Raw genomic sequence first — 23,342 nt, 5'->3', positions numbered from 1 at the left:
CTCCCTAATTATTTAAATAATGATCCACTGGAATAGCGTGCCATCGGCAGTAAATAGCGCTGAGTTTCACGCTTCATTCGCTCCAAAAGTGATTGATCAATTTGCCGGAAAGCGCGTTGTACGTAGTGATCCGCGCTTTCCCCTTTTCTGTCATGTGTTCCCAGCCACTGTTCCACTAATTTATTTTCAGCACTTTGTTGAACCTCTTCGTTAAAATCGATTTCTCTCGTTTCCTTATCAAAACAATCAACCAGCCATGCCCAGCCACTTCGGCAAAACAAAGGGAGAGGTTCAGACATTCCTTGAAAATAGCCCTCTATCATCTGGTTCAAATATTGTTTCGCCTCTTCCTGTTCTAGCGGTAAGAAACGATATTCTGACACCTTTTTATCTTCCTTCTCTTTTTTCCCCCTTTTACCTGTTCCATACACGCGGCTTTCACTACTTCCACCTGAAAGACAATAGGCAAGGTGTTCAATCCATAATTGGATACCATCATTGGCCGTTAAGTTCGCTGGGCGCCAACGTAAAATTCCATCTGGCTGTACCTGATTAATTCTGCCAGTCAACACCACCGTGTCTAATGGCTCATACAGGTCAATGGAAAAGGATGCCATTCTCTCGCCACGTACCCTGGAGGCCAAAGGCTGCATGGATTCCAGTTGTTCCATCCAATACACTTCACCAAAGGAGCCATGTGGCAACCCTCCCGACGCACGGAGATGGTAAAACAGAGATTCAGGTGCCCCCTGTTCAATCAGGATGCTTAACAGTAGTTGGTTAAATTGGTAGCGTTGCAGGTTATCCAGTACAAAAGGTTCTTCTTCAGGTAACTCCCTCTCTTCAATGATAAAATGTACCTTCAGTCGCCGCTGAAAAAATGCCCGGACAGGGTGTCGATAAAAGCGGATCAATTCATCTAATGCAACTTCTTTTATTTCACTGCGATCAAAAATAATCGGCTGGCAAAAATCAGTTGCTAAAACGCCCTGTTGTGTCGCGGCTGGCAACCATTCTGCGGCATAACTCTGTAAGTGGTGGTCAGGTAAAAAATTTTCTGTCGCAAAAGGCACTCTGGTATGCTGTGACAGCAGATGTTTTCTGATATTTTTGGCACTGTCATCAACATTCAGCATTTCATCGCCGGATAAGCAAAAACTCTGGCAAATATAATCCAGTAATTCGTTGACCAATACGGATGGATTGCACTCAGTATCATCGCGAATTGATTTACCGATATAGCTAATATAAAGACGTTGTTCAGCCGAAACTAACGCCTCCAGAAAGAGATAACGGTCATCGTCACGCCGTTTCCTGTCCCCTCGCTGCGTCTTTTCTGCCATCAGATCAAACCCAAGTGGCGGGATAGCCCGTGGATAAACGCCATCATTCATTCCCAACAGGCAAACAACTTTAAAAGGAATGGAGCGCATAGGCATCAGGGTGCAAAAATTGAGGGCGCCGGCGAGGAAGCGCTGGCTGATCTTCTCATCATCAAACCGAAGCGCCAGCTCATCACGCAGCAGCACCAAAGGAATGCTTTCTTCATAATGGGCATTCAGGCCAGCATCAATCACTTTTTGCCATTGCTGCGTGATAAGCGCCAGAACCAGTTCAATTTCATCATCCACTTCGAAAAAAGTTTCCAGCAGTTGTGGACATATAACCAACCAATCCGTCAATCGCTGTTCTTCACTCAAAATTTTGCGCCAGTGATTCAGTGCCATTAAAAATTCAGCCAATTGCCCTGCCAGTTCGGCAGCAAGGCCACTGGATTCATCATAAGGCAAAACATCATGCCACGGTCCGGCATGGCTATCCATCGCATAACCCAATAGCATACGTGTCAGGCCAAAGCGCCAGGTATTCTGCCCTGTAGCAGGCAACGATAATGCTTCAATATTGTCATCATCCAGCCCCCAGCAAATTCCCGATTCTTTTACCCAACGACGCAATAAACGCAACCCTTCTTCCTGAATCGCGAATTTGTTAGCTAAGGCAGGGACTTCCAATAATGCTAACACCTGTTCTGCCGTAAACCGACTTTGCGGTAGATCCAACAAGGTAATAAATGCCTGCAAAACAGGATGTGCCTGACGAACTTTACGGTCAGAGATGGCAAAGGGAATATAACGATCATCAGGGGCATTACCAAAAACAGCCTGAATATAGGGGGTATAGTTATCGATATCTGCCATCATCACAATGATGTCCCTTGGTGTCAGTGAAGGGTCATCATCCAATAAATGCAGAATTTGATCCTGCAATACTTCGACTTCCCTCTGTGGGCTATGGCATGAGTGAAAAGTCAGTGAGCGATCAGCGCCATCAAATGGGCGCTTTCTCAGACTGTTGTTGAAAGAATCTTCTGTAGAGCCAATCTGGGCGTGATCTTCAAGATTAAGAATATCTCGCTGGATTTGGTGCAAGATAGAATCAGGCTCTAATTCAACAAAGGCATGAATATCAGAATCTGGCTCCAATTGTGACAGCAGGTAGAGGTGATCCCTTCCCAATTTTCCCCAAGATGCCAGCAATGGATTATTTAGATCCTGCTCTCCTTCGGCATTAAAGAGCGAGGGCGCCTCTTCGGGGTTCTTAAATCTTTCCAGCAATTGTTCGCTTTTATAATGTTTTGGTTTACGGCTAGTTAGCTTGGCAAGAAAAGCATAACTCTGAATATCTCCCCAATAATATTGGCATGGATTCGTGAACATAAGATGGATATCAATATGTTTACCTAATGCCTTCAATACTTGCAGGTAAGCAGGGGGCAATACAGATACACCACAGATAAAAATGCGCGAAGGAAGATCCTTCAATGGAAAATTCCCTTCTTCCAACGCCGAGATAAATCGTTGGTATAAATTGGCGCGGTGCCACAAAGGTTGTTGTAACTGACGGGTATAGGCTGTCAGTTCAAACCATAGCCTTTTTTGCCATAACTGGTTGCTGTTGCTGCCCAAACTATCAATTAATTGACCATTTTCCCAACTTTCTAACCATTGGGGGCGATAAACCAGATATTGGTCAAACAGATCGGCAATTCGGCCAGCTAACTGGTGAATTTTGCGTTTATCAATATCCAGATCAAGATAATGCCTGAGTGCTGAAAATTCCGGCTCCATCAACAAATCTGGCAATAAGGTCATTAACTTCCACTTCATGGCATCCTTACTAAAAGCACTGTCTTTGGGAATATCAGGCAACACTTTGGTAAACATCTGCCAGATAAACGTTGCAGGCAGCGGGAACTCCATATTCGCCGCAATGCCCAGTTTTTCTGCCAACTGAATCTGCAACCACTGTGACATCCCTGGGCTTTGAACCAAAATCACTTCTTTGCCAAATGGGTCAGAAAGGGGATTTTCCCCGATCAATATCGTCATCAGCTCTTTGAGAATATCGAGCTGATTTGAATGATAAACTCTAAACATCAATGCTCCCACTTGCACAAAACCAGCGTTCTAATTTACTGGGTTTATTGTAATGTACTGTCAGCTTAATCGTTACCTGATAACACCCCCAGGAACGAAATTCTCGTTGAACTTCTATTTTCCATCCCCGCTGTATGGCTGCCTCTTCTTCTGTTTTCTGCAAATCAATCTGGCCTGCGAAACGTTCATATTGTTCCAACTGATTATGGACATATCGTACTGCCTTAAGCTGCCCCCAATATTGGTGGAAATTAGCAGACAGTGCTTGATGGTAACGCATTAAACCCAATAAAGAGATCGCAAATACGGCAGACGCAACCATGACTTCTGGCAAACTCATTCCCTCTTGTCGTCTGGTTTTCATAAACAAAACTCAGCTTGAACAACAGGGCAAAAATCCAACCAACCGCTTTCAATAGGGATCAGTTCAACAGGAATAAGTGTATCTGGATTTAAAGGTTTCATCTGTTTCATCCATTGATAAAGTTCAAGCTTTTCTCCTGAGGCAAATTGAGCAATACCTTTTAATAAAAAAAGCGTGTCTGAATAGCGTTTGAGGCAACTTTTCAAATGAAATTCAGCTTGTTGCAGACAAAACCAAGACTCTGTTTCTTGCTGATTGAGTGACCATGACTGCGCTTTTCCCCATATCAATGATGATTCGGCTCGCCAAAAAGCCTGCAAGTAATTTTGTTCATCCGTCATCATAAGCATCGCACTTTCCTGTTGGTAATGGAGCGCTTTTAACATCATTAAACTCAGCGCCAATAGCATCATTATCGATATCAGCAGAATATTTCCTTGTTGTTTATCTGCCATATGTTTTTCCCCTCGATATCTTTATTTTCTGATATTGCGCAGCCGAATTGTGGCTTGATGGTGGTACACAATTGCTGGGGATTTCAACCAATGGGCATCAATAGACAAAGTGACAAAAATCACGCCGCCTTTTGCGTGTGATTTTTCAAGATGAAAGGTATCAATAACCATCTCTTTTGGATCAAATAACCTTTCCCAGCCATTTTCCTGACAATCTTTCACCCCTCTCCCCCACTCAAGAGCTCGGTTATTTAAGCGATAACCAAAAAATTCAGATTCAATGTGACCCGATTTTTCCCATTGGTTATTTAAATTGAGATCAAAAGCAACAATAAAACAGGAGTTAGCCGTTTCGGTATTTTTATGGTTAATCACCAATGGTTCACCTTTGCACTGTTCTCTATCCCGACAATAACCTGCCCGCCGAATATCTTTCTCCATTAAATAAGCCGTTCTGTTCACCAAATAATGCAATCTATATTTACGATAGAGATCGAGAATCTGGCCTGATAAAACCGGATACGTTTTTGTCATGGCAACAAAAATGACGCTACTGATTAACAGAGCTACCATTATTTCCAATAAAGAGAATCCATCTTGTTTTTGCTTACAACAGAAGATAGTCAGAGTCATGGAGTTTTTATTCCCTCACAATTGGGCAACGAGCTAATCGTATTGCTGCATGTCCTGATTCGCCCACGTCCAGAAACGATGACATTAATTTCATCTGCTGAGTTTGCCAGCGTGAAACTGGCTGGCATGGCTGTATTTCTAATCCCATAAAAATCAATGCGATCAGTCGTGGAAAATGATAAAAACACATCTTCGTGCGGAGAATAAATTCGTTCCCCATCACCTTCATCACAAATAGTTATTTTGGTGACAGATGATATCAAACACCAAGGCTGCTCCATCACGAACCATAAGGTACGATCCTGATTTAAATAATTTGCTAAAGCCTGCTGCCTTTCCATAAAAGACAACACATTATGTACCGCTGATTGCAACCGCAGGCGGCTTTGATATTTCCCCCAATGGTACAATCCCCAAGACAAACTAATCGAAATGATGAGCATTGCTATCATTAATTCTAATAAGGTAAATCCGTTTTTCTGATTAATGCATTTATAGGTCATTATTTCCTGATTTATTTATCGTTCAGATTTTGGTCAGGTGAAATATCTACTATTAGAAACAGAATAAACAGTACTACTGTTTGATTATGCGAAGAGATTTGAAAAAAAAGCAGACACGTTACTTTTTTACATTTTAATTGCGTAATAGCTCACAAAATTAAATTTAAAAACCATAACATAAAAAAAGAGTAGAGTAGAAATCTACTCTTTAATAGTTCCTTTTATATTAATTGATATTTTTTAATCTAAATGTAGTTTTGATAAATTTAAATAAATTGGGTGCAAATGGTTTTATTATAAAATAATCTAAACTATAAATCGTGTATTAATAATTCTAGGCTCTTCAAGAATATTTGATCTTGCCTGTTTAATATTGGTTAACACACAAGTTCGTAATAACCACCTATCATAGCCATCATAACGCGGTATAAACTCTGAACGACCATGTACACAGCGGTTATTATCAATGATAAGTAAGTCCCCTGCTTCAAGGGCAACCCAATATTTATATTTATTGGCAATTTTTTTAAGTTTATCAAGAATTAATTCAGCCTCTGTATTAAGCCCTTTCATTAAATCTAAATCATAGATCATATAAGGATCATTAGGATTGCCATAAAGAATTGAAGTCAGAGGACCATTACCTTTTACTCCATTAGGGCTACCATAAGAGTAATCTATTCCTGTGATAAAGAGTGGCTCAGACAATATTTTAACTTCTTCTAGAGACAAGTCACGGAGCATCATCTTAGCACTTGATGTAAAGGTTTTAGCATTTTTTTCATGATCTTGACGTAAGCAATACAGTAAAACGTAATCACACATTAATGGATGGAAAGCAATTTCTGTATGAAAATCAAGTTCTTTTTTTGAACTTTCCGATGATAATAGAAACTCTTTTTTTATACTGGGAACCAAATTTTGGAATATGTTGCCATTTTTTTCTTGTGAATACCCAACGGCACAACCGAGAAATTCTGAAATCATGGCTAACCACAATTCACCATAAAAATTTCCTTTATCAGGATAATGCAACGCATGTGACGGAGTGGGAGGTAAAATACCATCAAAATTTAAGCCTTTTAATAAAAATACACCATAATCATTACCATAATTTTTAAAGTTGTATAAATTTTCTATGATCTCTTGGTTAAGATAGGTTATTCGTTTAAAACTTTCGGAAAGAAATTTATTCAGACAATTATAAGGGCTATTCAATGGATCATCATAGAACCCTTTTTTAATTAACTCACCATTATCAATGTGAATAATATGGTTACCTTTAATTTTAGATAAATCATGAATATTATCTGATTTTTCATATTCCTTTATATTATTAGAAAAACTTTTCTCCGACTTAAAATGGAGTTCTTTTTTATCGTTGTCAATAATATCTTTAATAATTCTTTTTAAAAACCTCTCATTATCGTATTTTGCAAAATAGAATGATGAATAGGTATTCAATAAACCAAGATAATAGAATTTTTTATTGTTCTCATTCTTTTTCAACCCAATAACAAAATCGTCGTAATTTATGAAACTCTGCCATCCTTTATAATCAAAAAACTGTCTTACATAATTACCATGTAAATGGAAAAATTCTCCTCCGTAACTTATATTCATTTCTCCATCAAGCTGATTTAAATAATCATATTTTTTATGCTTGAATTCTATATTTTTAGTAATAATCTCTTTGTTCATAGAGTTACTTTCAGTATGCGAGTAAATTTCAGACAAAGAGAATATGATAGATATATTAGGTTGTTCATCTATATTATTTTGTGAAACATCATTAGTTGTAATCAGAATATCAATATCACTTATGGAATTTCCTTTTGATATATGATCATCTATATTACACACATCGAAATTGTAATTTTCAAAAAAACCAATTATATTACAAAATGAGTTTATAGAAATATTACCCCTCCCTAATTTATTATAAAAAGAATTATCATATACAATAAGCAAACTTCTATCGTTCATTACCTAACCTTATTTATTTTAAAGAAGAATAGCATCAATAAATTTCATATTGATGCCCCTGACTCTATAGATAAATTTGGACAGAAAATCACATATTACAGTAATAAATTATTTACATAAAAATAGCACTTGCTAACATAATAAACCCAAATAACAATAAAAATGCATTAGTGATAGATTCAATGATAACTTGGAAATTTCCTTTTAAAAATAAATTCTGAATATAAGATAGTGCATAAACAAATATAATCCACCAAAATATACCAATGATAATATCAATAATCCCAAGTATGATAACTTGTCTTAGCGGGGGTAGTGATGGATTAATAAATTGAGGCAAAATACTGATAAAAAATATGGCTACTTTTGGATTAAACACATTGGTCAGAAGCCCAATTAAAAAAGGGTTTCTTTTCTGTTTGACGACATCTTGTGAAACTGTGACAGATTGTTGTTGATTTTTATTGCAATAAATTTCTCTTACCCCAGAGATTCCCAGATAAACAAGATAAAAGGCTCCAATGATTTGCAATATACTAAAAGCTAGTTTCGATGTCGCCAGAATAACTGTAGCACCCAATGATCCTAAAACAAGGTGAAAAAACAACCCGGCTTGCACACCAAATGCAGTGAGCATTCCTTCCCTTTTACTCTTGAATACGCCTTTACTGATAACGGCCCAATCGGGACCAGGTGTCAGATAAGAGAGCAACGCCAATAAAATAAATATGGATATCAATTCAAAGCTAATCATCTTTATGATCTCAACTGACAATGTGTGGTGATTACAACATATTCATCACTTTCTCCTGGACTGATTTCCACTTTAACATCCCCTATTTCTTCTGTATTTTTTATATGAGTCCCACCACAAGGGATAATAACTGGATGATTTTCTACAGTACTTTTCCATAATCGTAAATCTTCAATATTTTTTGATGTGTATTCAACCTGTATTTCTCTTCCGGTTGAAAGCCAGTTTTTCAAGGTGAGATTAATTTCTTCATTAACACGATTAATGTCCTGCAAAAAGGCTGCCTTATCAAATCCTTTTTTCTTTATCGATTTACCAAATCGATATATATCTACGGATTGTAACTCAGAAATTGACGATTTAAATATTGATGCTTTATCCAAATTAAAATTGCCTAAACTATCTGTATCATAATTTTTATTCCAATATTTATTAGCCACCTTATTTAGAGCCAAAGACATAAAATGTGCCATGCTATGTGCTGCACTTATTTTATGTCTGGCTTCTGCATCAACAGATAACTCAATTTTTTTACCTATAATAATTCTTTTATCTATGATAACCTTTTCTTCCAGACCATTTAGTGACTCTAAATAGTGTGCTGGAATAAGTTTATCTTCTGAATTTAATTTGTTAGGTATATTCTGACCAATATAAACTTGTCCGTCAATGATAGCCGCGGTATAAGTTTTGACAATATTTAATATATGGGTACTAAAGACTATAATTCCAATATCACTTTTTTGATCTCCCCATTTATAGTTTTCAGGATAAAATGGGCTATTATCCGTAATAATAATATAACCATTATTATATTTTAATATATCGATGACTATTGCATCCAAATTCAATTGCCCAGTCATAAATGAAGATTCAATTACTGAGTTACTTAACATGTCAATTTCGCCTACTGTTTATGTTATAAACATTTAATCTACTTATTGATTAAAAAATGTCAAGCTCTCTACAGGATGAATTTACTGCACAAAAACAAATATAATTAATGGAATAAATAATTAATGAGGGTAAATACATTTTCCATCCCCAGATTTGAGGATGGAAAAAGAGAATTAAATTGCAACTGGAGCTTTAATACCAGGATGTGGATCATAGTCCACAATCTCGAAGTCTTCGAATCGATAATCAAACAATGATTCTGGCTTACGCTTAATTACTAACTTAGGTAACGCGCGTGGCTCACGGCTTAATTGCAGTTTGGTCTGTTCCAAATGGTTGCTGTACAGGTGAGTATCACCACCCGTCCAGACAAAATCACCAACTTCAAGATCACACTGTTGAGCCATCATATGCACCAACAGGGCATAACTGGCGATGTTGAATGGCAACCCTAAAAATACGTCACAAGAGCGCTGGTAAAGCTGGCAGGAAAGTTTGCCATCCGCTACGTAAAACTGGAAAAAAGCATGGCATGGCGCCAACGCCATTTTATCCAACTCTCCAACGTTCCATGCAGAAACGATGATCCGACGTGAATCAGGATCACTTTTCAACTGTTCAATAACCTGAGTTAATTGATCGATTTGACGACCATCCGCAGAGCCCCAGGCACGCCATTGTTGACCATAAACCGGCCCCAAATCGCCATTTTCATCAGCCCATTCATCCCAGATAGACACGCCATTATCATGCAGGTATTTGATATTGGTGTCGCCATTCAAGAACCAAAGCAATTCATGGATAATGGAACGAATATGGCAACGCTTGGTTGTTACCAACGGAAAACCTTCTTGCAAATTGAAACGCATCTGATGACCAAAAATAGAGAGTGTTCCCGTCCCTGTACGGTCATCTTTTGCTGTGCCCTCTTCCAGAACTTTTTTCATTAAATCCAGATACTGTTTCATTTTGCCTCTTGTACCTTGTTATTGCGGGTTTTGTTGCCAGGATATTTATACGCCCATATCATCATAAATATTCCGAATAAAATCATTGGGATAGAAAGCATTTGCCCCATACTTATCCCTTCAAACAGCCCAAGCTGGGCGTCAGGCTGGCGGAAAAATTCGACTATTATGCGAAATGCACCGTAACCAATCAGGAATAAACCTGAAACACTCCCCATCGGGCGCGGTTTACGGATAAATAAATTGAGGATGATAAATAATACAATGCCTTCAAGCACCATCTCATATAGCTGTGATGGATGGCGGGGCAGGACACCATATTTTTCCAGAATAGGCCATAACGAAGGATTGTCTGTGGCTAGAGCAATATCTTCACTGCGGGAGCCTGGGAATAACATCGCCCACGGCGTATCAAGCGTAACACGCCCCCACAATTCTCCGTTGATAAAGTTACCAATACGCCCCATCCCCAAACCAAAGGGAACCAATGGAGCAACAAAATCTGCGACTTGTAAGAAGTGGCGCTTGGTGCGGCGCGCAAACCACCACATCGCGCAGATAACCCCTATCAATCCACCGTGGAAAGACATTCCTCCATCCCAAACTTTAAACAGATAAAGCGGGTTATCAAGGAACATTGGGAGGTTATAGAACAGAACATAACCGAGGCGTCCACCGACGAAAACCCCGACAAACCCTGCATACAGTAAGTTCTCAACTTCGGCTTTGTTCCAGCCACTGTTCGGCTTTGCCGCACGGCGATTTGCCAGCCACATGGCAAAAACAAAACCAACCAGATACATAAAACCGTACCAGTGGAGGGATACAGGCCCGATTGAAAATATGACTGGGTCAATATTAGGAAATGCCAGATAGCTAATGCTCATCGTTCCCCACTAAAAATAATGTTGTGTGAATGAATGATCTTGTGCGAGTAAATTATATGACTTGAATGGCTTAAGACAAATAATCGCTGATGATAACACAGGCAAGTGACTCGCTCCCACCACTAAACCGTAAGTAGCAAGCGCTAAGATCTTTCGTTACATTTACAATTTTCCGGCCGTGGTCAGCGCAAGATGGATAGTTTTGAATGGCAATAACAGAGATAAAGGAGCATCTAATAACGGGACTGCGCCAAAACTCTCATACCATTTTGCAACCTGTTGATTCTTAGCATCAATCAGAAGAGCAACACCCCCCGCTTGCATAGCAACCAAAAGACAGCGTCGTCCTGCGGCAAGTAATAATTGTCCCCCAAGCCCTCGATTTTGTGCTGAAACATCCACTGCCAAGCGGCCAAGTCGAAAAACTGGCACTTCATGACGTGCCAGACCACGCTTAACCACTTCAGGTACACGTTCGTAAGTGACAGAAGCAGGGCTAAGCGTGTAATATCCAAGTATCTTCTTATTGATATCATCAGTAATAGCAAGATAAGTTTTTGCCCCACCCTTCTCGTGATTCTGCCTTGCATGGCGATGTAAAAACTGATTCAACGTATAATCACCACAGTCTAAAGAGGCACGATCATGATGTTTACTGATAGGCTCTTCATACCAGATCGGTAACATCACTATGGCCTCTTTGGTAGGGCAAATGCTGCGGCCATTAACTTATCGTTAGGTGTCGGCGGGTTATCCAAAAGGTTCAGTACACGCAAACTGTCTCTCTCGGTGAGTTCCAATCGCTCATTTTCGTCAATGACCTTTCGTGCTACTGACACCACATTACGGACTACAAACTCGGTTAGATTGGTATGTTGCAAGGCGGCTGCACGTATCAACAACAATTTGTCGTCTGAAGAAATCCGTAAGGACATACGGTCATTGGTTTCTACTGGAATCTGAGGCATAATTAAGTCCTCCTATTTTTTGTACACATTTAAATAGTACAAAAGAATCTGATGATTCACAATATGTACAATTTAAATACACGTACATGAAGAAAATAGCTCTTTTTTTGTATAGCTTTTCTAAATCCCCCCTCGAATCAAGCCACCCAAGCCATGCGATTCCATAAATTCGGCTGAGAGCGCTTTGACCTCATGGCTGGTTTCAGCTTGCAAAATCAATTTAATAAGATGCTCTAGTTCTTTAGCATCCAAGTGGCGTAATAAATACTTAGTACGCGGAACGCTGCGGCCACTCATGCTCAGGCTACGATAACCTAAGCCAAGCAATATGAGTGTTCCCATTGGTAGACCTGCCATTTCTCCGCATATGCTAATCGGGAGATCAAGGCGCTGACATTCATCAAAGGCGAGTTTCAAGGCCTTAATCACCGCAGGATGTAAATTATCATATAGCGAAGCGACGTGTGTATTATTGCGATCCACGGCAAGCAAATACTGGGTTAAATCATTCGTACCAATAGAAACAAAATCAATCCGTTGCTTTAATTGGGGCAGCAAAAAAAGGGTAGAAGGTACTTCAAGCATCATACCAATCTGGGGCATTGTGATGGTATCGGCTAGTGTTTGCTCTACTTCAATTTTCGCTCTCTCAATCAGTTTTCGGGCTTCATCAATCTCTTCAATACTGGTTACCATCGGCAAGAGTATTTTTAAATTGCCAGTCTGTGCATTGGCTTTTAGCATCGCACGTAGCTGAATCAGGAATATTTCCGGTTGATCCAGCGTGATGCGAATTCCCCGCCAGCCCAGACAAGGGTTTTCTTCATTGATGGGCATATAGGGAAGTTGTTTATCAGCGCCAATATCCAGTGTTCTCAATACGACTGGCTTATCAGGGAAAAGCTCCAGTATCTCTTGGTAACGATTTTTCTGCTCATCTTCTGATGGGAAACCGCTATGCAGCATAAACGGGATTTCGGTGCGGTACAGCCCAATACCGTCAATATTATCTTCTATCTGCCGTTCATGTTTCAGACTCAAGCCTGCGTTAAGCTGCACCAGAACCCGTTCTCCACTTTTTAGCCGCGCTTGTTTCTGCTGTTCATATTCAGCTAATTTGCTGATAACTTTTTCTTCTTCAATAAGTTGTTGGTATTCCTGGGCAACCAGAGGCTCTGGTTCAATAAAAATTTCGCCACGATAACCATCAAGAATGAGTGTCCGGTTGTGTAACAACTCAGGCTGGATATCCGCTCCCATGATAGCGGGAATACCCATCGCACGAACCAATATTGCAGAATGGGAGTGAGTCGCGCCATCGCGCACAATCACGCCAACCAATTGATCTTGTGGCAACTCAGCCAACAAGTTGGCACTGAGTTCATCAGCAACCAGTATAAAGCGCTGCGGCCACTGCCTTGTGCCCGTGAAGGAGCCATTCAGATGAAACAGCACCCGTTGGCCGAGTGCCCGTAGATCCGATGCCCGCTCGCGCATATAAAGATCTTGCAAGCTGGTAAACTGTTCAGCATATTTTTCAATCACAGTTTTAACCGCCCATTCCGCCACAAAACCGTTATCGACGGAATAAAACAGATCCCGCTTGAGTTGAGGATCATTTAATAAATGAGAATAGAGATCGAAAATGGCGGCACTTTCTTTCTGTGAACTGGCAGTAAAGCGTTTACTGATACGACGGCACTCAGCGGTTGCTTCTTCAAGGGCAAAAGTCAGCCTGGCGCGTTCAGCCTGATAATCCAGGGTCGATGCTTCAGTCACTTGTTCCAACAAAGGCTGGGAACGATCTTGCCATCCCTGTGCCATAACAATGCCATTAGAAATGGTAAGCGCCTTAATGCGGGTCTGACGATACTGGCCGAATACCCCTTTTGTTTGTGCCTGAGCGAGAACCGCCGCAAGCTGCATCGCCAATGTCACCATGAAAGATTCTTCACTTTCATTAAATAACCGTCGCTCATATTGCTGGACGACTAATATTCCCTGCAATTGGCGACGATAAATAATCGGCACACCTAAAAAAGCCCGCAGACTTTCTTCTCTTACCTGAGGAATATATTTAAAACTAGGATGCTCACGGACATCAGCGAGATTAATTAATTCGGATAAACGCCCAACTTGCCCCACAACGCCTTCATCAAAGGAGAGACTAATTGCTCGCCCTTTCGGTTTTCTTAGCCCTTTGGTCGCCATCAGGTAATAACATTGCCGCTGATGATCCGCCAAATAGATAGAGCAAACATCCGTGTTTATTGCCAGACATGTTTCATTAACCAATAACTCAAGCGCTTCCGATAAATTAGTTGCCATTGCAACCTGTTCGACAATTTCCCGTAAGCGCATGAGCATAGCAATGACCTAACTTTTTCTACGACGATATAAATAAGGTGAAGGTAATAATGAAGTGGGCTCCGGCGTTGACATCACAATAGAAGAGAATTCTTTCATCACGCGGCGATATACATCTCGTTTAAAAGAAACGACCTGCCGGACAGGATACCAATAACTGACCCAACGCCAACCATCAAACTCCGGTATCTTACTGCGCTGCACATTAATATCCGCTTCATTACACAATAACTGCAATAAAAACCAACGTTGCTTTTGCCCGATACAAACAGGCTTTGTATCCCAACGCACCAAACGCTTGGGTAATTTGTAACGCAACCAACTTCGGGTTGAGGCGAGAACCCGTACATCTTTGCGATTTAAACCAACTTCTTCGAACAACTCGCGATACATCGCTTGCTCTGGTGATTCCCCTGGATTGATACCCCCTTGAGGAAACTGCCAGGAATGCTGCCCATAACGGCGGGCCCACAGAACCTGCCCTTGGCGATTACAAATTACAATTCCTACATTCGGGCGGTAGCCATCATCATCGATCACCAGACTACCTCTCGATATAACAAATTTAAAAAGATAGCTAATTGTTTCATACTCATCTCAAGCGGTAAACCTAAACCTCTATGATTAGACTTTGCAGATGTAGCCGAAGTCTCTACAATACCGCCATCTCAACGGGGTGCGGCTGTTGTCAAACAGTACTGCTGAGAACAAACCCGTCGAACCTGAATCGGTTAGTACCGCCGTAGGGATTTGAGTCGCTAATCCTTGATATAACAGATGTCATTTTCATTTAGCATCTTCTCAGATCCTTTGCTATCTGCTAATAACAAACATTAGTCATTAATGTATATAACTATCAATATTTTTAATTATTGATATGTGCAACTATAGGAGAGCAAAGTGTTTACGAAATTATTTTCCAGCTTTATTGCTATCAGTATGCTGTCTATTTCTGCCAGTGTCTTTGCTCAAACAGACCAGGCAAAACCTACTCTGACAGTTTATACTTATGATTCATTTGCTTCTGAATGGGGTCCAGGGCCTGCCATCAAAAAAGCCTTTGAAGCGGAATGTGACTGTGAACTGAAACTTGTTGCGTTGGAAGATGGAGTATCTTTGCTGAACCGCTTGAGAATGGAAGGCAAAAAAACACCCGCAGATATTATACTGGGTTTAGATAACAACCTGATTCAAGCCGCCCAGCAAACAGGGTTATTCACACCAAGTCACGTCGATGCCTCAAAACTGAAATTACCCATCACATGGCACAACACGACGTTTATTCCTTACGATTACGGTTATTTTGCCTTTATTTACAACAAAAATACCCTGCCTCATCCCCCTAAAAGTATGGATGAATTAATCAATAACCACCAGAATTGGAAGATTATTTATCAAGATCCACGCACCAGCACGCCGGGCTTGGGGCTACTGCTCTGGATGCAGGAACTCTATGGCGACAAAGCCGCTCAGGAGTGGCAGAAAGTTGCCCAAAAGACACTCACCGTCACTAAAGGCTGGAGTGAAGCCTATGGCCTGTTTCTGAAAGGTGAAGGTGATATGGTGCTGAGCTATACCACATCACCCGGCTATCACATTATGTCAGAGAAAAAAGATAACTACGCTGCTGCTATCTTCAAGGAAGGGCATTATTTGCAGATTGAAGTGGCCGCTCAAGTGGCCTCAAGTAAACAGCCGGAACTGGCGCAAAAATTTATGAATTTCATGCTCTCTCCGGCATTTCAGCAAGCCATTCCAACAACCCAATGGATGTATCCCGTCATTGATATCCCTTTACCTGACGTTTTTAAACAACTTCCTGTTCCTGAGAAATCGCTGCAATTCAACGCAGATGATGTGGCAAAACACCGTACAAAATGGATCCGTACATGGCAAAGCGCTGTCAGTCGTTAATCGCGGGTTGGTTATTGCCGGGGGTTATTGCCTCCGGCCTGTTAATTGTGGTTGCCCTGTCAGCATTCGGGACGCTGTGGTTCAATGCGCCTGAAAGCCATTGGCAAGAATTCTTGCATGACAGTTATCTCTGGCATGTCATTCGATTCACCTTCTGGCAGGCATTTTTATCTGCCATTTTATCGGTAACACCCGCCATTTTTCTGGCGCGAGCACTTTACCGTCGCCGTTTTCCCGGCAAAACCCTATTTCTGCGCTTATGTGCCATGACCTTAATTCTCCCTGTTTTGGTGGCTCTGTTTGGTATTCTCACCGTTTATGGTCAGACTGGCTGGCTGGCTAATATTTTCCAATGGATAGGCGTTGAATATCGTTTCACACCTTATGGCCTACAGGGGATTTTGCTGGCACATATTTTCTTTAATATGCCAATGGCTACACGGTTATTACTGCAATCTCTGGAGAGTATTGCCATTGAGCAGCGCCAACTTGCTGCCCAGCTCGGTATGAGTGAATGGCAACATTTTCGTTTTATTGAGTGGCCTTACCTGCGCCGCCAAATTTTACCGACGGGAGCACTGATTTTTATGCTGTGCTTTGCCAGTTTCGCGACGGTTCTTGCTCTTGGCGGTGGCCCAGCCGCAACGACCATTGAACTTGCCATTTATCAGGCTCTCAGCTATGACTACGATCTTGGTCATGCCGCCCTGCTTGCCTTGATACAACTTTTTTGTTGTCTCGGTTTGGTACTCCTTAGCCAAAAACTTAAAGGCGCGCTTTCCGTTGGTTATGGGCATCAACAACAATGGCGTAATCCACAGGATTCATGGCTGCAAAAATTATCTGATGGTTTACTGATTGGCATCGCGTTACTGCTATTAATTCCTCCTTTATTGGCGGTCATCGTTGATGGCTTGAACCGTGATATTTTTAATGTTTTAAGCCAAACAGCTTTATGGCAAGCCCTTACAACCTCCATTATCATTGCACTGGGCGCAGGTTTACTGTGTGTTATTCTCACCATGATGTTGTTATGGAGCAGCCGAGAATTACGCTTACGTCATTTCTCTCGATGGGGACAAGCAATGGAAACCAGTGGATTGTTGATCCTTGCTATGCCGGGGATCGTCCTTGCCACCGGTTTTTTTCTCCTGCTAAACACAACGATTGGTCTGCCTCAATCGCCTTACGGACTGATTATCCTGACCAACGCATTGATGGCGATCCCCTACGCACTCAAAGTATTGGAAAATCCAATGCGTGATCTGGCAGAACGTTACAATCCCTTATGCCGCTCTCTCAATATTCAGGGAATGCACCGCCTGTATTGGATCGAGCTTAAGGCATTAAAAATTCCATTGGCACAAGCGTTGGCTTTCGCGTGTGTATTATCTATTGGCGATTTTGGTGTGATCGCCTTATTTGGCAATGAAAATTTCCGCACTTTGCCTTATTACCTTTCCCAACAAATTGGGGCATATCGCAGTCAGGATGGTGCAGTGACCGCATTTCTGCTGCTCCTGCTGTGTTTTGTTTTATTCACTGTAATTGAACGCTTACCGAGCCGACGCCATGATTAAACTTGAAAATGTCATTTATACTTATGAACACTTTGCCATGCATTTTAATGTGAGCGTAAAAGCTGGGGAACGCATTGCGATCCTCGGCCCTAGCGGGGCAGGTAAAAGTACATTGTTAAGCTTAATCGCGGGGTTTCAGTTTCCAGAACACGGTACTATCTGGCTGGATGGCGAAAAGCATACAAACACGCCACCTTCCAGACGGCCTGTTTCGATGTTGTTTCAGGAAAATAACCTGTTTTCCCATTTAACCATTGAGCAAAATATTGGTTTGGGATTGCATCCGGGATTACGGTTAAGTGCTGAACAAAAGCAAATGCTGCAACAGATTGCCTCTCAAGTGTCACTGGAGGAGTGTTTATCGCGCCTGCCCGCTCAACTTTCTGGCGGACAACGCCAGCGGGCAGCATTGGCACGTTGTTTAGTCCGCCATCAACCGATTTTATTGCTGGATGAACCCTTTTCGGCACTTGATCCGGCTTTACGCAATGAAATGTTGGAATTACTGGATAAAATATGTACCGAACAGCAAATGACATTATTGATGGTGTCCCATAATCTTGATGATGCAGCCAAAATCGCGCCACGATCTTTGCTGATTGTGGATGGCAAGATTCATTACGATGGGGCGACGGAGAAATTGGTGAGTGGCGAGGCTGCGGAGGCGGTGGTTTTGGGGATTGGTTGATGTTGGCGGATAAATTATCAACTATTCTCCTCCGAAAAATGCTGAATGTGTCTTATGGATAAAAGGAAGATCCCAGCCCTGTGCTGGGATCATCTTCTGGCTAGTCTTCGTATTTGAAGTCTATATTAATTTTCATCTTTTCAAGGTCAACAGTGATCAGGCACCCATACCATACAGGACAACCATTGGTCAGATTATTTTCTACATAGTATTTACGCAGCATGACTAAATTTTCTATAACATCATCATCTGTTTTTGGAGATGAGGGTAAAAACCATTTTTTTCTTCCGTCTTCATCAATATAGTCATATAAAAACTTAGCATGATCATTTTCAGGAGATAATTCTACATCCAATAAAATCTTCTGTGCATTATCAGGCGCAGATTCATACAATATGCGACCAATTTCTGAATAAAATTCATCATCACTCACCATTATTTACCTCCTGGTGCATTCTCAAATCTTTCTATTACCGGCCTTTCATTGCCTACCTGATAAGTTACCGAAAAACGGTTTGGTCTGGCACCATTATCTTTGTAAGAAACATCTATCTTTACCTGAACTTGATGACCATTTTTTAAAGCACCAGTCCACTTATTCTCCATTTTCTTCCAAGCTCCACGGTTTAAATTAGGATCATGTATTCAAGGTATTGTTCTTAAGAAATAATATTTCTTTTTTATGAGAGAAATTAAATGGCAACGGTGGAAGTTAAGTGTCGATTTTGTCATCAGACAAAAACTTCACCTTCCAGACGGCTTGTTTCGATGCTGTTTCAGAAAAATAACCTGTTTTCCCATTTAAACACTGAGCAAAAAAATATCCTCCAACAAATAGCCTTCCAAGTGTCATTGGAGGCATGGTTGTCTCGCCTGCACGCTCAACTTTCTGGTGAACAGCGTCAACGGGCAGCATTGGCACGTTGTTTAGTCCGCCATCAACCGATTTTATTGCTGGATGAACCCTTTTCGGCACTTGATCCAGCTTTACGCAATGAAATGCTGGAATTACTGGATCAAATATGCACCGAACAGCAAATGACTTTACTCATGGTGTCCCATAATCTTGATGATGCAGCCAAAATCGCGCCACGTTCTTTGCTGATTGTGGATGGCAAAATTCATTACGATGGGGCGACGGAGAAATTGGTGAGAGGAGAAGCTGCTGAGGCGGTGGTTTTGGGGATTTATAGATAAAGGGAAGATCCCAGCGCTTGTGGCTGGGATCATCTTCTGGTTAGTCTTCGTACTTGAATTCTATATTAATTTTCATCTTTTTAAGGTCAACAATGAGCAAACAGCCATTCCATGCGGGACGAGCGTTAGTCAAATTGTTTTCCACGTAATACTTCCTTAATTCTACTAATAGTAACCTAAGGTCATAACTGGCGTGAGCATCAGGGAGAAACCAGTCTTCATGCCCTTCGTTATCTATATAATCGTATTCATATTCACAAGCATCACCTTCTGGGGATAATGTTGCACGTACTAGTATTTTCTGCGCATCTTCCGGCCCTGCATCAACAAGTAATTGGCCAATTTTATTATGAAGCATATCTAATTCCTTCATTTTTCACCACTTCCAGGAGCATTGCTAAAATCTTTCACTATTGGTCTACCACCATCAATAGAATATGTTACGTTAAAGCTTTCAGGGCGTTTACTCTCACCTTTGTAAACAGGTACAATTTTAACATCAATTTGCTTACCGTCTTTCAAATCCTTGGCCCAAGAATTCTCCATCTTTTTCCATTCACTTTTATTCAGATTTCCATTCATTGGGAGAATATTTATTTTCTCACCTGGCCCATTAAAGATACTGGCAAATAAATGACCCCCTTCATCACCTGGATTGCCACTTTTCCCTGTCTTGCTCTGTTGATAAGTATTACGGTCGTTTTTAGACAAAGACAGAGAACCTTCAGCAATGATGGTACGGCTTAATGAATCAGTTTGGAACGTTTTATTTCCGTCTACATGATAAATTGTATTTGGTTGCGGCTTATTCAATTGCTTTTCCCAAGCACCTGTTTTACCAGAGTTTATAACAACAACTGTTGGCTTTGTAGGCGAAAAACCCGGCTGCTTTTCTTGTGAATTGTGGATCCCAGTTCTGATACTTTTCCCTGTTATTGAAAACCGTGTGTCTTCACCACCCAGAGATTTTGCTGCGACTAGCCCATATTCCAGCGCTTGGCCTAACCCATTGGTATACTTATCAATGACGGCATGATCTTTCGCCGATTCATCAAAGGTGAATGCAATAACTTCAGGTTCAAAATAAAGCCTACCGATGAAGGAATCTACAGGTTCTAGTGCATCGTTAGCATAATAACGAAGATTATGAGCACAAAGTGTTGGTTTAGCCTGACACTCGTTTTTGAGAGATTCTCTCTCTGTTGCCAATTTATTGCGCTCTTCTGCAATGATAGGTGCGATATCTTCACCTTTCTTCTTCGCTGCTGTGATTTTTTTATCCAGCTCTATCAGTTCATGCTGAAAGAAATTATGCTCAAGAACGATTTCACTCGCATTTGCGCCACTGTTAACCCCTTCAGCACTATTGGTAGCAAATGCCCCAGCAATCCCACCGATAATTTTGCCGCCTGCCAGAATCTGTGCGGGGTCATCAAAAGTCTTATACAGTGTCATCTTACCAAGCTCAGCTGCAAGTGCGCCTGCGGCTGCACCTCTTGCATCTCCACCACCAATGTGAGCGGAAAGGGCTGATATGGCAGCATGACTAATAGCTTTACCGGGTAAGCCTAATTCTACCCCGTAATCCCCAACAAGGTTTGCGCCTTCCGCATTAATTTGATTACCAGCATTTGCAAGCAATGCCGTAGTGAAATTATCTTTAAAGCTGCCACCGTTGATTGCAGTATTTAAACTCGAGCTAATAACAGATTGCCCTGCAACACGTTGAGCAACTTTGCTCCATTCTTGATTACTTAATAAAGGTGCTTTAGTTGCACCGTTAGCCGCTTTTTCCACGCCCATAAATTTGTCAAACCCGGCCAACGCACCACCGACTGCCATTGAAGTGACGATTGATTTTACCGTTTGACTGCTACCCATCTCTTTGAGAGTTTTGGATACATTGCCTTGGTTATTAATAAGGCTGACCGCCGCAGTAGACGCCAAAGATGCGATACCAGCAGAAACTGCGCCATATGTAGCAGTGCTTACTGTTGCTGCTGTTGCAGCACTAGCTCCAGCTGCGGCAGCTGCGCCACTAGCTGTACCTGCGGCAGCATTGGCGGCGGCGATAGTTACCCCCGCACCAGCTGTGACGGCAGCGACAGCGATAGCGATAACAGCAGAAACGGCAGGGTTTAAATGCTGGCTCTCATAATTCCAACTCTTATAAGCATCCTGAACTTCATTCCAATGTACATCCCGGCGCTGGCTTAATCCTTTTAACCACGCTGTTTCAGGGGTATTACCAAGAACAGTGAGTACAGCCTGTAAGGATTGGCCTTTCTGTGTTTTAATGTCAGCATTGATTCCATTTGCTGCATCAATTGTTAACTTTTCACCAATGTGAACAGAAGGCAGTACCCATGCTTCTGCACGATGACCACTATTGCCATTCTTAATGAAAAATCCTTTAGATTGGGTAATAGTTTGTTCAAAGGATGTATTTTTAACGGCCTTAAAATTTACTTTTCCGTGGGTGCTCGTTAACTTGGCATTTTTATTGGTTTCAATTTTACTTGCTTCGTAAGTACTATCATCTCGACTAAGTAAATTGATATCTCCAATAGATTTAAACTCAGTTACTTTATTTGTCACATCATGGCGATTCTGTGTAGAAGTTTTTGTTTTACCAAATCCACCCCAACTAGTTTTTGAATTTGTATTTGTTTCATCAAGAACTTCTTCTTGAGCTTGAGCATATAAATATCCACCTTTGGCAGCTACATTTAATTTACCCCCAGAGTTTAATTTAGTAGCTTGAAATAAAAGACTACCGTTAGTTACAATATTTAAATCACCAACACTATCTATTGCTGTGCTTTTATGAGTTATATTGGTTAAGCTACTGTTTCTGGTTATTTTATGAATGCCATTTCGACTAGATTCAAAACGTATGTTTCCACCACTAGTAATATTTATATCTCCCTTAGATTGAAGAGAACTTCCTTGAGTGGTTAAAGTATTATTAGCAATTAAAGTTAATTTTTTTTTGCCAATCAAGTTGGAACCTAACTGATACCCTCTCTGTTCCCAGTCATAACCTATAGGATTAGGTGCTGTCGAATATGGAAATGAATTAAAAGTTATATCTCGACCAGAAAATAATAATGTATGACCATTCGAAGATAATGTAGCACTTTGTCCACTGAGATCTCTTCCTGATTGAACTAAAAGCTCTCCTCCTGCTTTAACTTTACTTGAAATTTTATCAATCAACTCTGTAGAAATCCAAAATTCAAATGGATCTATAGCTGAAGTTATTTCTGCGGAAGTATTTTTATGACCACCTTTATATGCATCATCTATTGCAGCAAAATTAGGAGAGTTATACATCCAAAGAGTATCTTTATTCTCTGTCCAACTAATACCTTGAGAACCTATCCAATATCTATACCCAAAGTCTTTTGAAATAATCCTAGGGCCTAAATCTATATCTTTTGCGGAAAGTAAGGTAATATCTTTTCCAGCTTCAATACTGATCCCTCGTAAATTAAGAGATTGATTTGCAGAATTTAGATATACAGAACCTTTTGTGTTTAACTTTTCAATTGATAATGCTTCTTCAAATGATTTTAATTCCTTATTTTTATTAAATAGCTCCGACATTCTTTTATTATTTTTTAGGATAGAATCATCATAGTTTAACGCGATGCTCGACTTTAACACCCAATAACGAGAGTTTGTTGAAGCCAGTCGCGTTGTTTTTTACCTTGTTTAAAGTTGGCAAAAATACCTAATGTG

The 23,342-nt window shown here is 40.8% G+C and carries 21 protein-coding genes, 1 pseudogene and 1 riboswitch; of the genes and pseudogenes, 4 read left to right on the top strand and 18 right to left on the bottom strand.

Annotated features, from left to right (window positions below):
* Positions 1 to 8: 8 nt before the first annotated feature.
* The 14 genes from recC to rppH form a co-directional block, all read right to left on the bottom strand.
* On the bottom strand, positions 9 to 3,437 hold the full coding sequence (recC, locus tag Xedl_RS12200) for an exodeoxyribonuclease V subunit gamma (protein ID WP_074024027.1): 3,429 nt from the start codon (positions 3,435 to 3,437) through the stop codon (positions 9 to 11).
* The gene (locus tag Xedl_RS12195) at positions 3,430 to 3,801 is read right to left on the bottom strand and encodes a prepilin-type N-terminal cleavage/methylation domain-containing protein (RefSeq protein WP_074024025.1); all 372 of its coding nucleotides are present in this window, start codon (positions 3,799 to 3,801) and stop codon (positions 3,430 to 3,432) included. The genes recC and Xedl_RS12195 overlap by 8 nt, the downstream gene beginning before the upstream one ends.
* The gene (locus tag Xedl_RS12190) at positions 3,798 to 4,256 is read right to left on the bottom strand and encodes a YgdB family protein (protein ID WP_074024024.1); all 459 of its coding nucleotides are present in this window, start codon (positions 4,254 to 4,256) and stop codon (positions 3,798 to 3,800) included. The genes Xedl_RS12195 and Xedl_RS12190 overlap by 4 nt, the downstream gene beginning before the upstream one ends.
* A gap of 21 nt (positions 4,257 to 4,277) precedes the next feature.
* Entirely contained in the window at positions 4,278 to 4,889 is a 612-nt protein-coding gene (locus Xedl_RS12185; protein ID WP_074024022.1) for a prepilin peptidase-dependent protein, read from the bottom strand.
* Positions 4,886 to 5,392: a prepilin peptidase-dependent protein gene (locus tag Xedl_RS12180; RefSeq protein ID WP_244149710.1), complete on the bottom strand. Its 507-nt coding sequence runs from the start codon at positions 5,390 to 5,392 to the stop codon at positions 4,886 to 4,888. Before Xedl_RS12180 ends, Xedl_RS12185 begins: the two co-directional genes overlap by 4 nt.
* A 306-nt stretch (positions 5,393 to 5,698) precedes the next feature.
* The gene (locus Xedl_RS12175; RefSeq protein WP_074024018.1) at positions 5,699 to 7,378 is read right to left on the bottom strand and encodes a TauD/TfdA family dioxygenase; all 1,680 of its coding nucleotides are present in this window, start codon (positions 7,376 to 7,378) and stop codon (positions 5,699 to 5,701) included.
* Between the two features lie 112 nt (positions 7,379 to 7,490).
* On the bottom strand, positions 7,491 to 8,132 hold the full coding sequence (locus Xedl_RS12170) for a LysE family translocator (RefSeq protein WP_074024016.1): 642 nt from the start codon (positions 8,130 to 8,132) through the stop codon (positions 7,491 to 7,493).
* A gap of 2 nt (positions 8,133 to 8,134) precedes the next feature.
* Complete coding sequence (locus Xedl_RS12165; protein WP_074024015.1) at positions 8,135 to 9,028, bottom strand: alanyl-tRNA editing protein; 894 nt, start codon at positions 9,026 to 9,028, stop codon at positions 8,135 to 8,137.
* Between the two features lie 174 nt (positions 9,029 to 9,202).
* The gene (gene thyA / locus Xedl_RS12160) at positions 9,203 to 9,997 is read right to left on the bottom strand and encodes a thymidylate synthase (protein WP_074024013.1); all 795 of its coding nucleotides are present in this window, start codon (positions 9,995 to 9,997) and stop codon (positions 9,203 to 9,205) included.
* Positions 9,994 to 10,884, bottom strand: coding sequence for a prolipoprotein diacylglyceryl transferase (gene lgt, locus Xedl_RS12155; protein ID WP_074024012.1), 891 nt, complete (start codon positions 10,882 to 10,884; stop codon positions 9,994 to 9,996). The genes thyA and lgt overlap by 4 nt, the downstream gene beginning before the upstream one ends.
* Positions 10,885 to 11,046: 162 nt before the next feature.
* Positions 11,047 to 11,574: a GNAT family N-acetyltransferase gene (locus Xedl_RS12150; protein WP_074024010.1), complete on the bottom strand. Its 528-nt coding sequence runs from the start codon at positions 11,572 to 11,574 to the stop codon at positions 11,047 to 11,049.
* A complete protein-coding gene (locus Xedl_RS12145) occupies positions 11,574 to 11,852 on the bottom strand; it encodes a type II toxin-antitoxin system TacA family antitoxin (RefSeq protein ID WP_074020356.1) in 279 nt (92 codons plus the stop codon). The genes Xedl_RS12150 and Xedl_RS12145 overlap by 1 nt, the downstream gene beginning before the upstream one ends.
* Before the next feature lie 120 nt (positions 11,853 to 11,972).
* Entirely contained in the window at positions 11,973 to 14,219 is a 2,247-nt protein-coding gene (ptsP, locus tag Xedl_RS12140) for a phosphoenolpyruvate--protein phosphotransferase (protein ID WP_074024008.1), read from the bottom strand.
* 9 nt (positions 14,220 to 14,228) lie between these two features.
* Positions 14,229 to 14,759, bottom strand: coding sequence for an RNA pyrophosphohydrolase (rppH, locus tag Xedl_RS12135; RefSeq protein ID WP_074024006.1), 531 nt, complete (start codon positions 14,757 to 14,759; stop codon positions 14,229 to 14,231).
* Positions 14,760 to 14,881: 122 nt separating this feature from the next.
* Positions 14,882 to 14,986, top strand: a riboswitch (TPP riboswitch).
* A 172-nt stretch (positions 14,987 to 15,158) separates the two neighbouring features.
* Here rppH and thiB point away from each other — a divergent pair.
* The 3 genes from thiB to thiQ are packed head-to-tail and all read left to right on the top strand — an operon-like array spanning position 15,159 to position 18,401.
* Positions 15,159 to 16,133 carry a thiamine ABC transporter substrate binding subunit gene (thiB, locus tag Xedl_RS12130; protein WP_208605049.1) on the top strand — a complete coding sequence of 325 codons (975 nt, stop codon included), beginning with the start codon at positions 15,159 to 15,161 and terminating at the stop codon, positions 16,131 to 16,133.
* Positions 16,109 to 17,713 (top strand): thiamine/thiamine pyrophosphate ABC transporter permease ThiP, encoded by a 1,605-nt coding sequence (gene thiP, locus Xedl_RS12125; protein ID WP_074024002.1) that lies wholly within the window; start codon positions 16,109 to 16,111, stop codon positions 17,711 to 17,713. The genes thiB and thiP overlap by 25 nt, the downstream gene beginning before the upstream one ends.
* On the top strand, positions 17,706 to 18,401 hold the full coding sequence (gene thiQ / locus Xedl_RS12120) for a thiamine ABC transporter ATP-binding protein ThiQ (protein WP_074024000.1): 696 nt from the start codon (positions 17,706 to 17,708) through the stop codon (positions 18,399 to 18,401). The genes thiP and thiQ overlap by 8 nt, the downstream gene beginning before the upstream one ends.
* A 100-nt stretch (positions 18,402 to 18,501) precedes the next feature.
* Here the strand turns inward: thiQ and Xedl_RS12115 are convergent, their stop codons facing one another.
* Complete coding sequence (locus tag Xedl_RS12115; protein ID WP_074023998.1) at positions 18,502 to 18,837, bottom strand: hypothetical protein; 336 nt, start codon at positions 18,835 to 18,837, stop codon at positions 18,502 to 18,504.
* On the bottom strand, positions 18,837 to 19,046 hold the full coding sequence (locus Xedl_RS12110) for a DNA/RNA non-specific endonuclease (RefSeq protein ID WP_279625360.1): 210 nt from the start codon (positions 19,044 to 19,046) through the stop codon (positions 18,837 to 18,839). The genes Xedl_RS12115 and Xedl_RS12110 overlap by 1 nt, the downstream gene beginning before the upstream one ends.
* 90 nt (positions 19,047 to 19,136) lie before the next feature.
* Here Xedl_RS12110 and Xedl_RS12105 point away from each other — a divergent pair.
* A pseudogene (locus tag Xedl_RS12105) lies at positions 19,137 to 19,598 on the top strand (ATP-binding cassette domain-containing protein); the annotation flags it as partial.
* Positions 19,599 to 19,638: 40 nt separating this feature from the next.
* Here the strand turns inward: Xedl_RS12105 and Xedl_RS12100 are convergent.
* Positions 19,639 to 19,971 (bottom strand): hypothetical protein, encoded by a 333-nt coding sequence (locus Xedl_RS12100; protein WP_074023996.1) that lies wholly within the window; start codon positions 19,969 to 19,971, stop codon positions 19,639 to 19,641.
* Positions 19,968 to 23,267 (bottom strand): DUF637 domain-containing protein, encoded by a 3,300-nt coding sequence (locus Xedl_RS12095; protein ID WP_244149709.1) that lies wholly within the window; start codon positions 23,265 to 23,267, stop codon positions 19,968 to 19,970. The genes Xedl_RS12100 and Xedl_RS12095 overlap by 4 nt, the downstream gene beginning before the upstream one ends.
* Positions 23,268 to 23,342 lie beyond the last annotated feature (75 nt).

Source organism: Xenorhabdus eapokensis (genome assembly GCF_001908105.1).
The sequence above is the reverse complement of the archived record's forward strand: the minus strand, read 5'-3'. Positions and strand labels throughout refer to the sequence as shown.

Coding starts and splice junctions, on each gene's coding strand:
- Xedl_RS12185 (WP_074024022.1), bottom strand. CDS start 4,889: ATGACTCTGACTATCTTCTGTTGTAAGCAAAAACAAGATGGATTCTCT.
- Xedl_RS12175 (WP_074024018.1), bottom strand. CDS start 7,378: ATGAACGATAGAAGTTTGCTTATTGTATATGATAATTCTTTTTATAAT.
- thiB (WP_208605049.1), top strand. CDS start 15,159: ATGCTGTCTATTTCTGCCAGTGTCTTTGCTCAAACAGACCAGGCAAAA.
- Xedl_RS12165 (WP_074024015.1), bottom strand. CDS start 9,028: ATGTTAAGTAACTCAGTAATTGAATCTTCATTTATGACTGGGCAATTG.
- Xedl_RS12115 (WP_074023998.1), bottom strand. CDS start 18,837: ATGGTGAGTGATGATGAATTTTATTCAGAAATTGGTCGCATATTGTAT.
- thyA (WP_074024013.1), bottom strand. CDS start 9,997: ATGAAACAGTATCTGGATTTAATGAAAAAAGTTCTGGAAGAGGGCACA.
- thiP (WP_074024002.1), top strand. CDS start 16,109: ATGGCAAAGCGCTGTCAGTCGTTAATCGCGGGTTGGTTATTGCCGGGG.
- Xedl_RS12145 (WP_074020356.1), bottom strand. CDS start 11,852: ATGCCTCAGATTCCAGTAGAAACCAATGACCGTATGTCCTTACGGATT.
- Xedl_RS12190 (WP_074024024.1), bottom strand. CDS start 4,256: ATGGCAGATAAACAACAAGGAAATATTCTGCTGATATCGATAATGATG.
- Xedl_RS12180 (WP_244149710.1), bottom strand. CDS start 5,392: ATGACCTATAAATGCATTAATCAGAAAAACGGATTTACCTTATTAGAA.
- recC (WP_074024027.1), bottom strand. CDS start 3,437: ATGTTTAGAGTTTATCATTCAAATCAGCTCGATATTCTCAAAGAGCTG.
- Xedl_RS12195 (WP_074024025.1), bottom strand. CDS start 3,801: ATGAAAACCAGACGACAAGAGGGAATGAGTTTGCCAGAAGTCATGGTT.
- lgt (WP_074024012.1), bottom strand. CDS start 10,884: ATGAGCATTAGCTATCTGGCATTTCCTAATATTGACCCAGTCATATTT.
- ptsP (WP_074024008.1), bottom strand. CDS start 14,219: ATGCTCATGCGCTTACGGGAAATTGTCGAACAGGTTGCAATGGCAACT.
- Xedl_RS12100 (WP_074023996.1), bottom strand. CDS start 19,971: ATGAAGGAATTAGATATGCTTCATAATAAAATTGGCCAATTACTTGTT.
- Xedl_RS12170 (WP_074024016.1), bottom strand. CDS start 8,132: ATGATTAGCTTTGAATTGATATCCATATTTATTTTATTGGCGTTGCTC.
- thiQ (WP_074024000.1), top strand. CDS start 17,706: ATGATTAAACTTGAAAATGTCATTTATACTTATGAACACTTTGCCATG.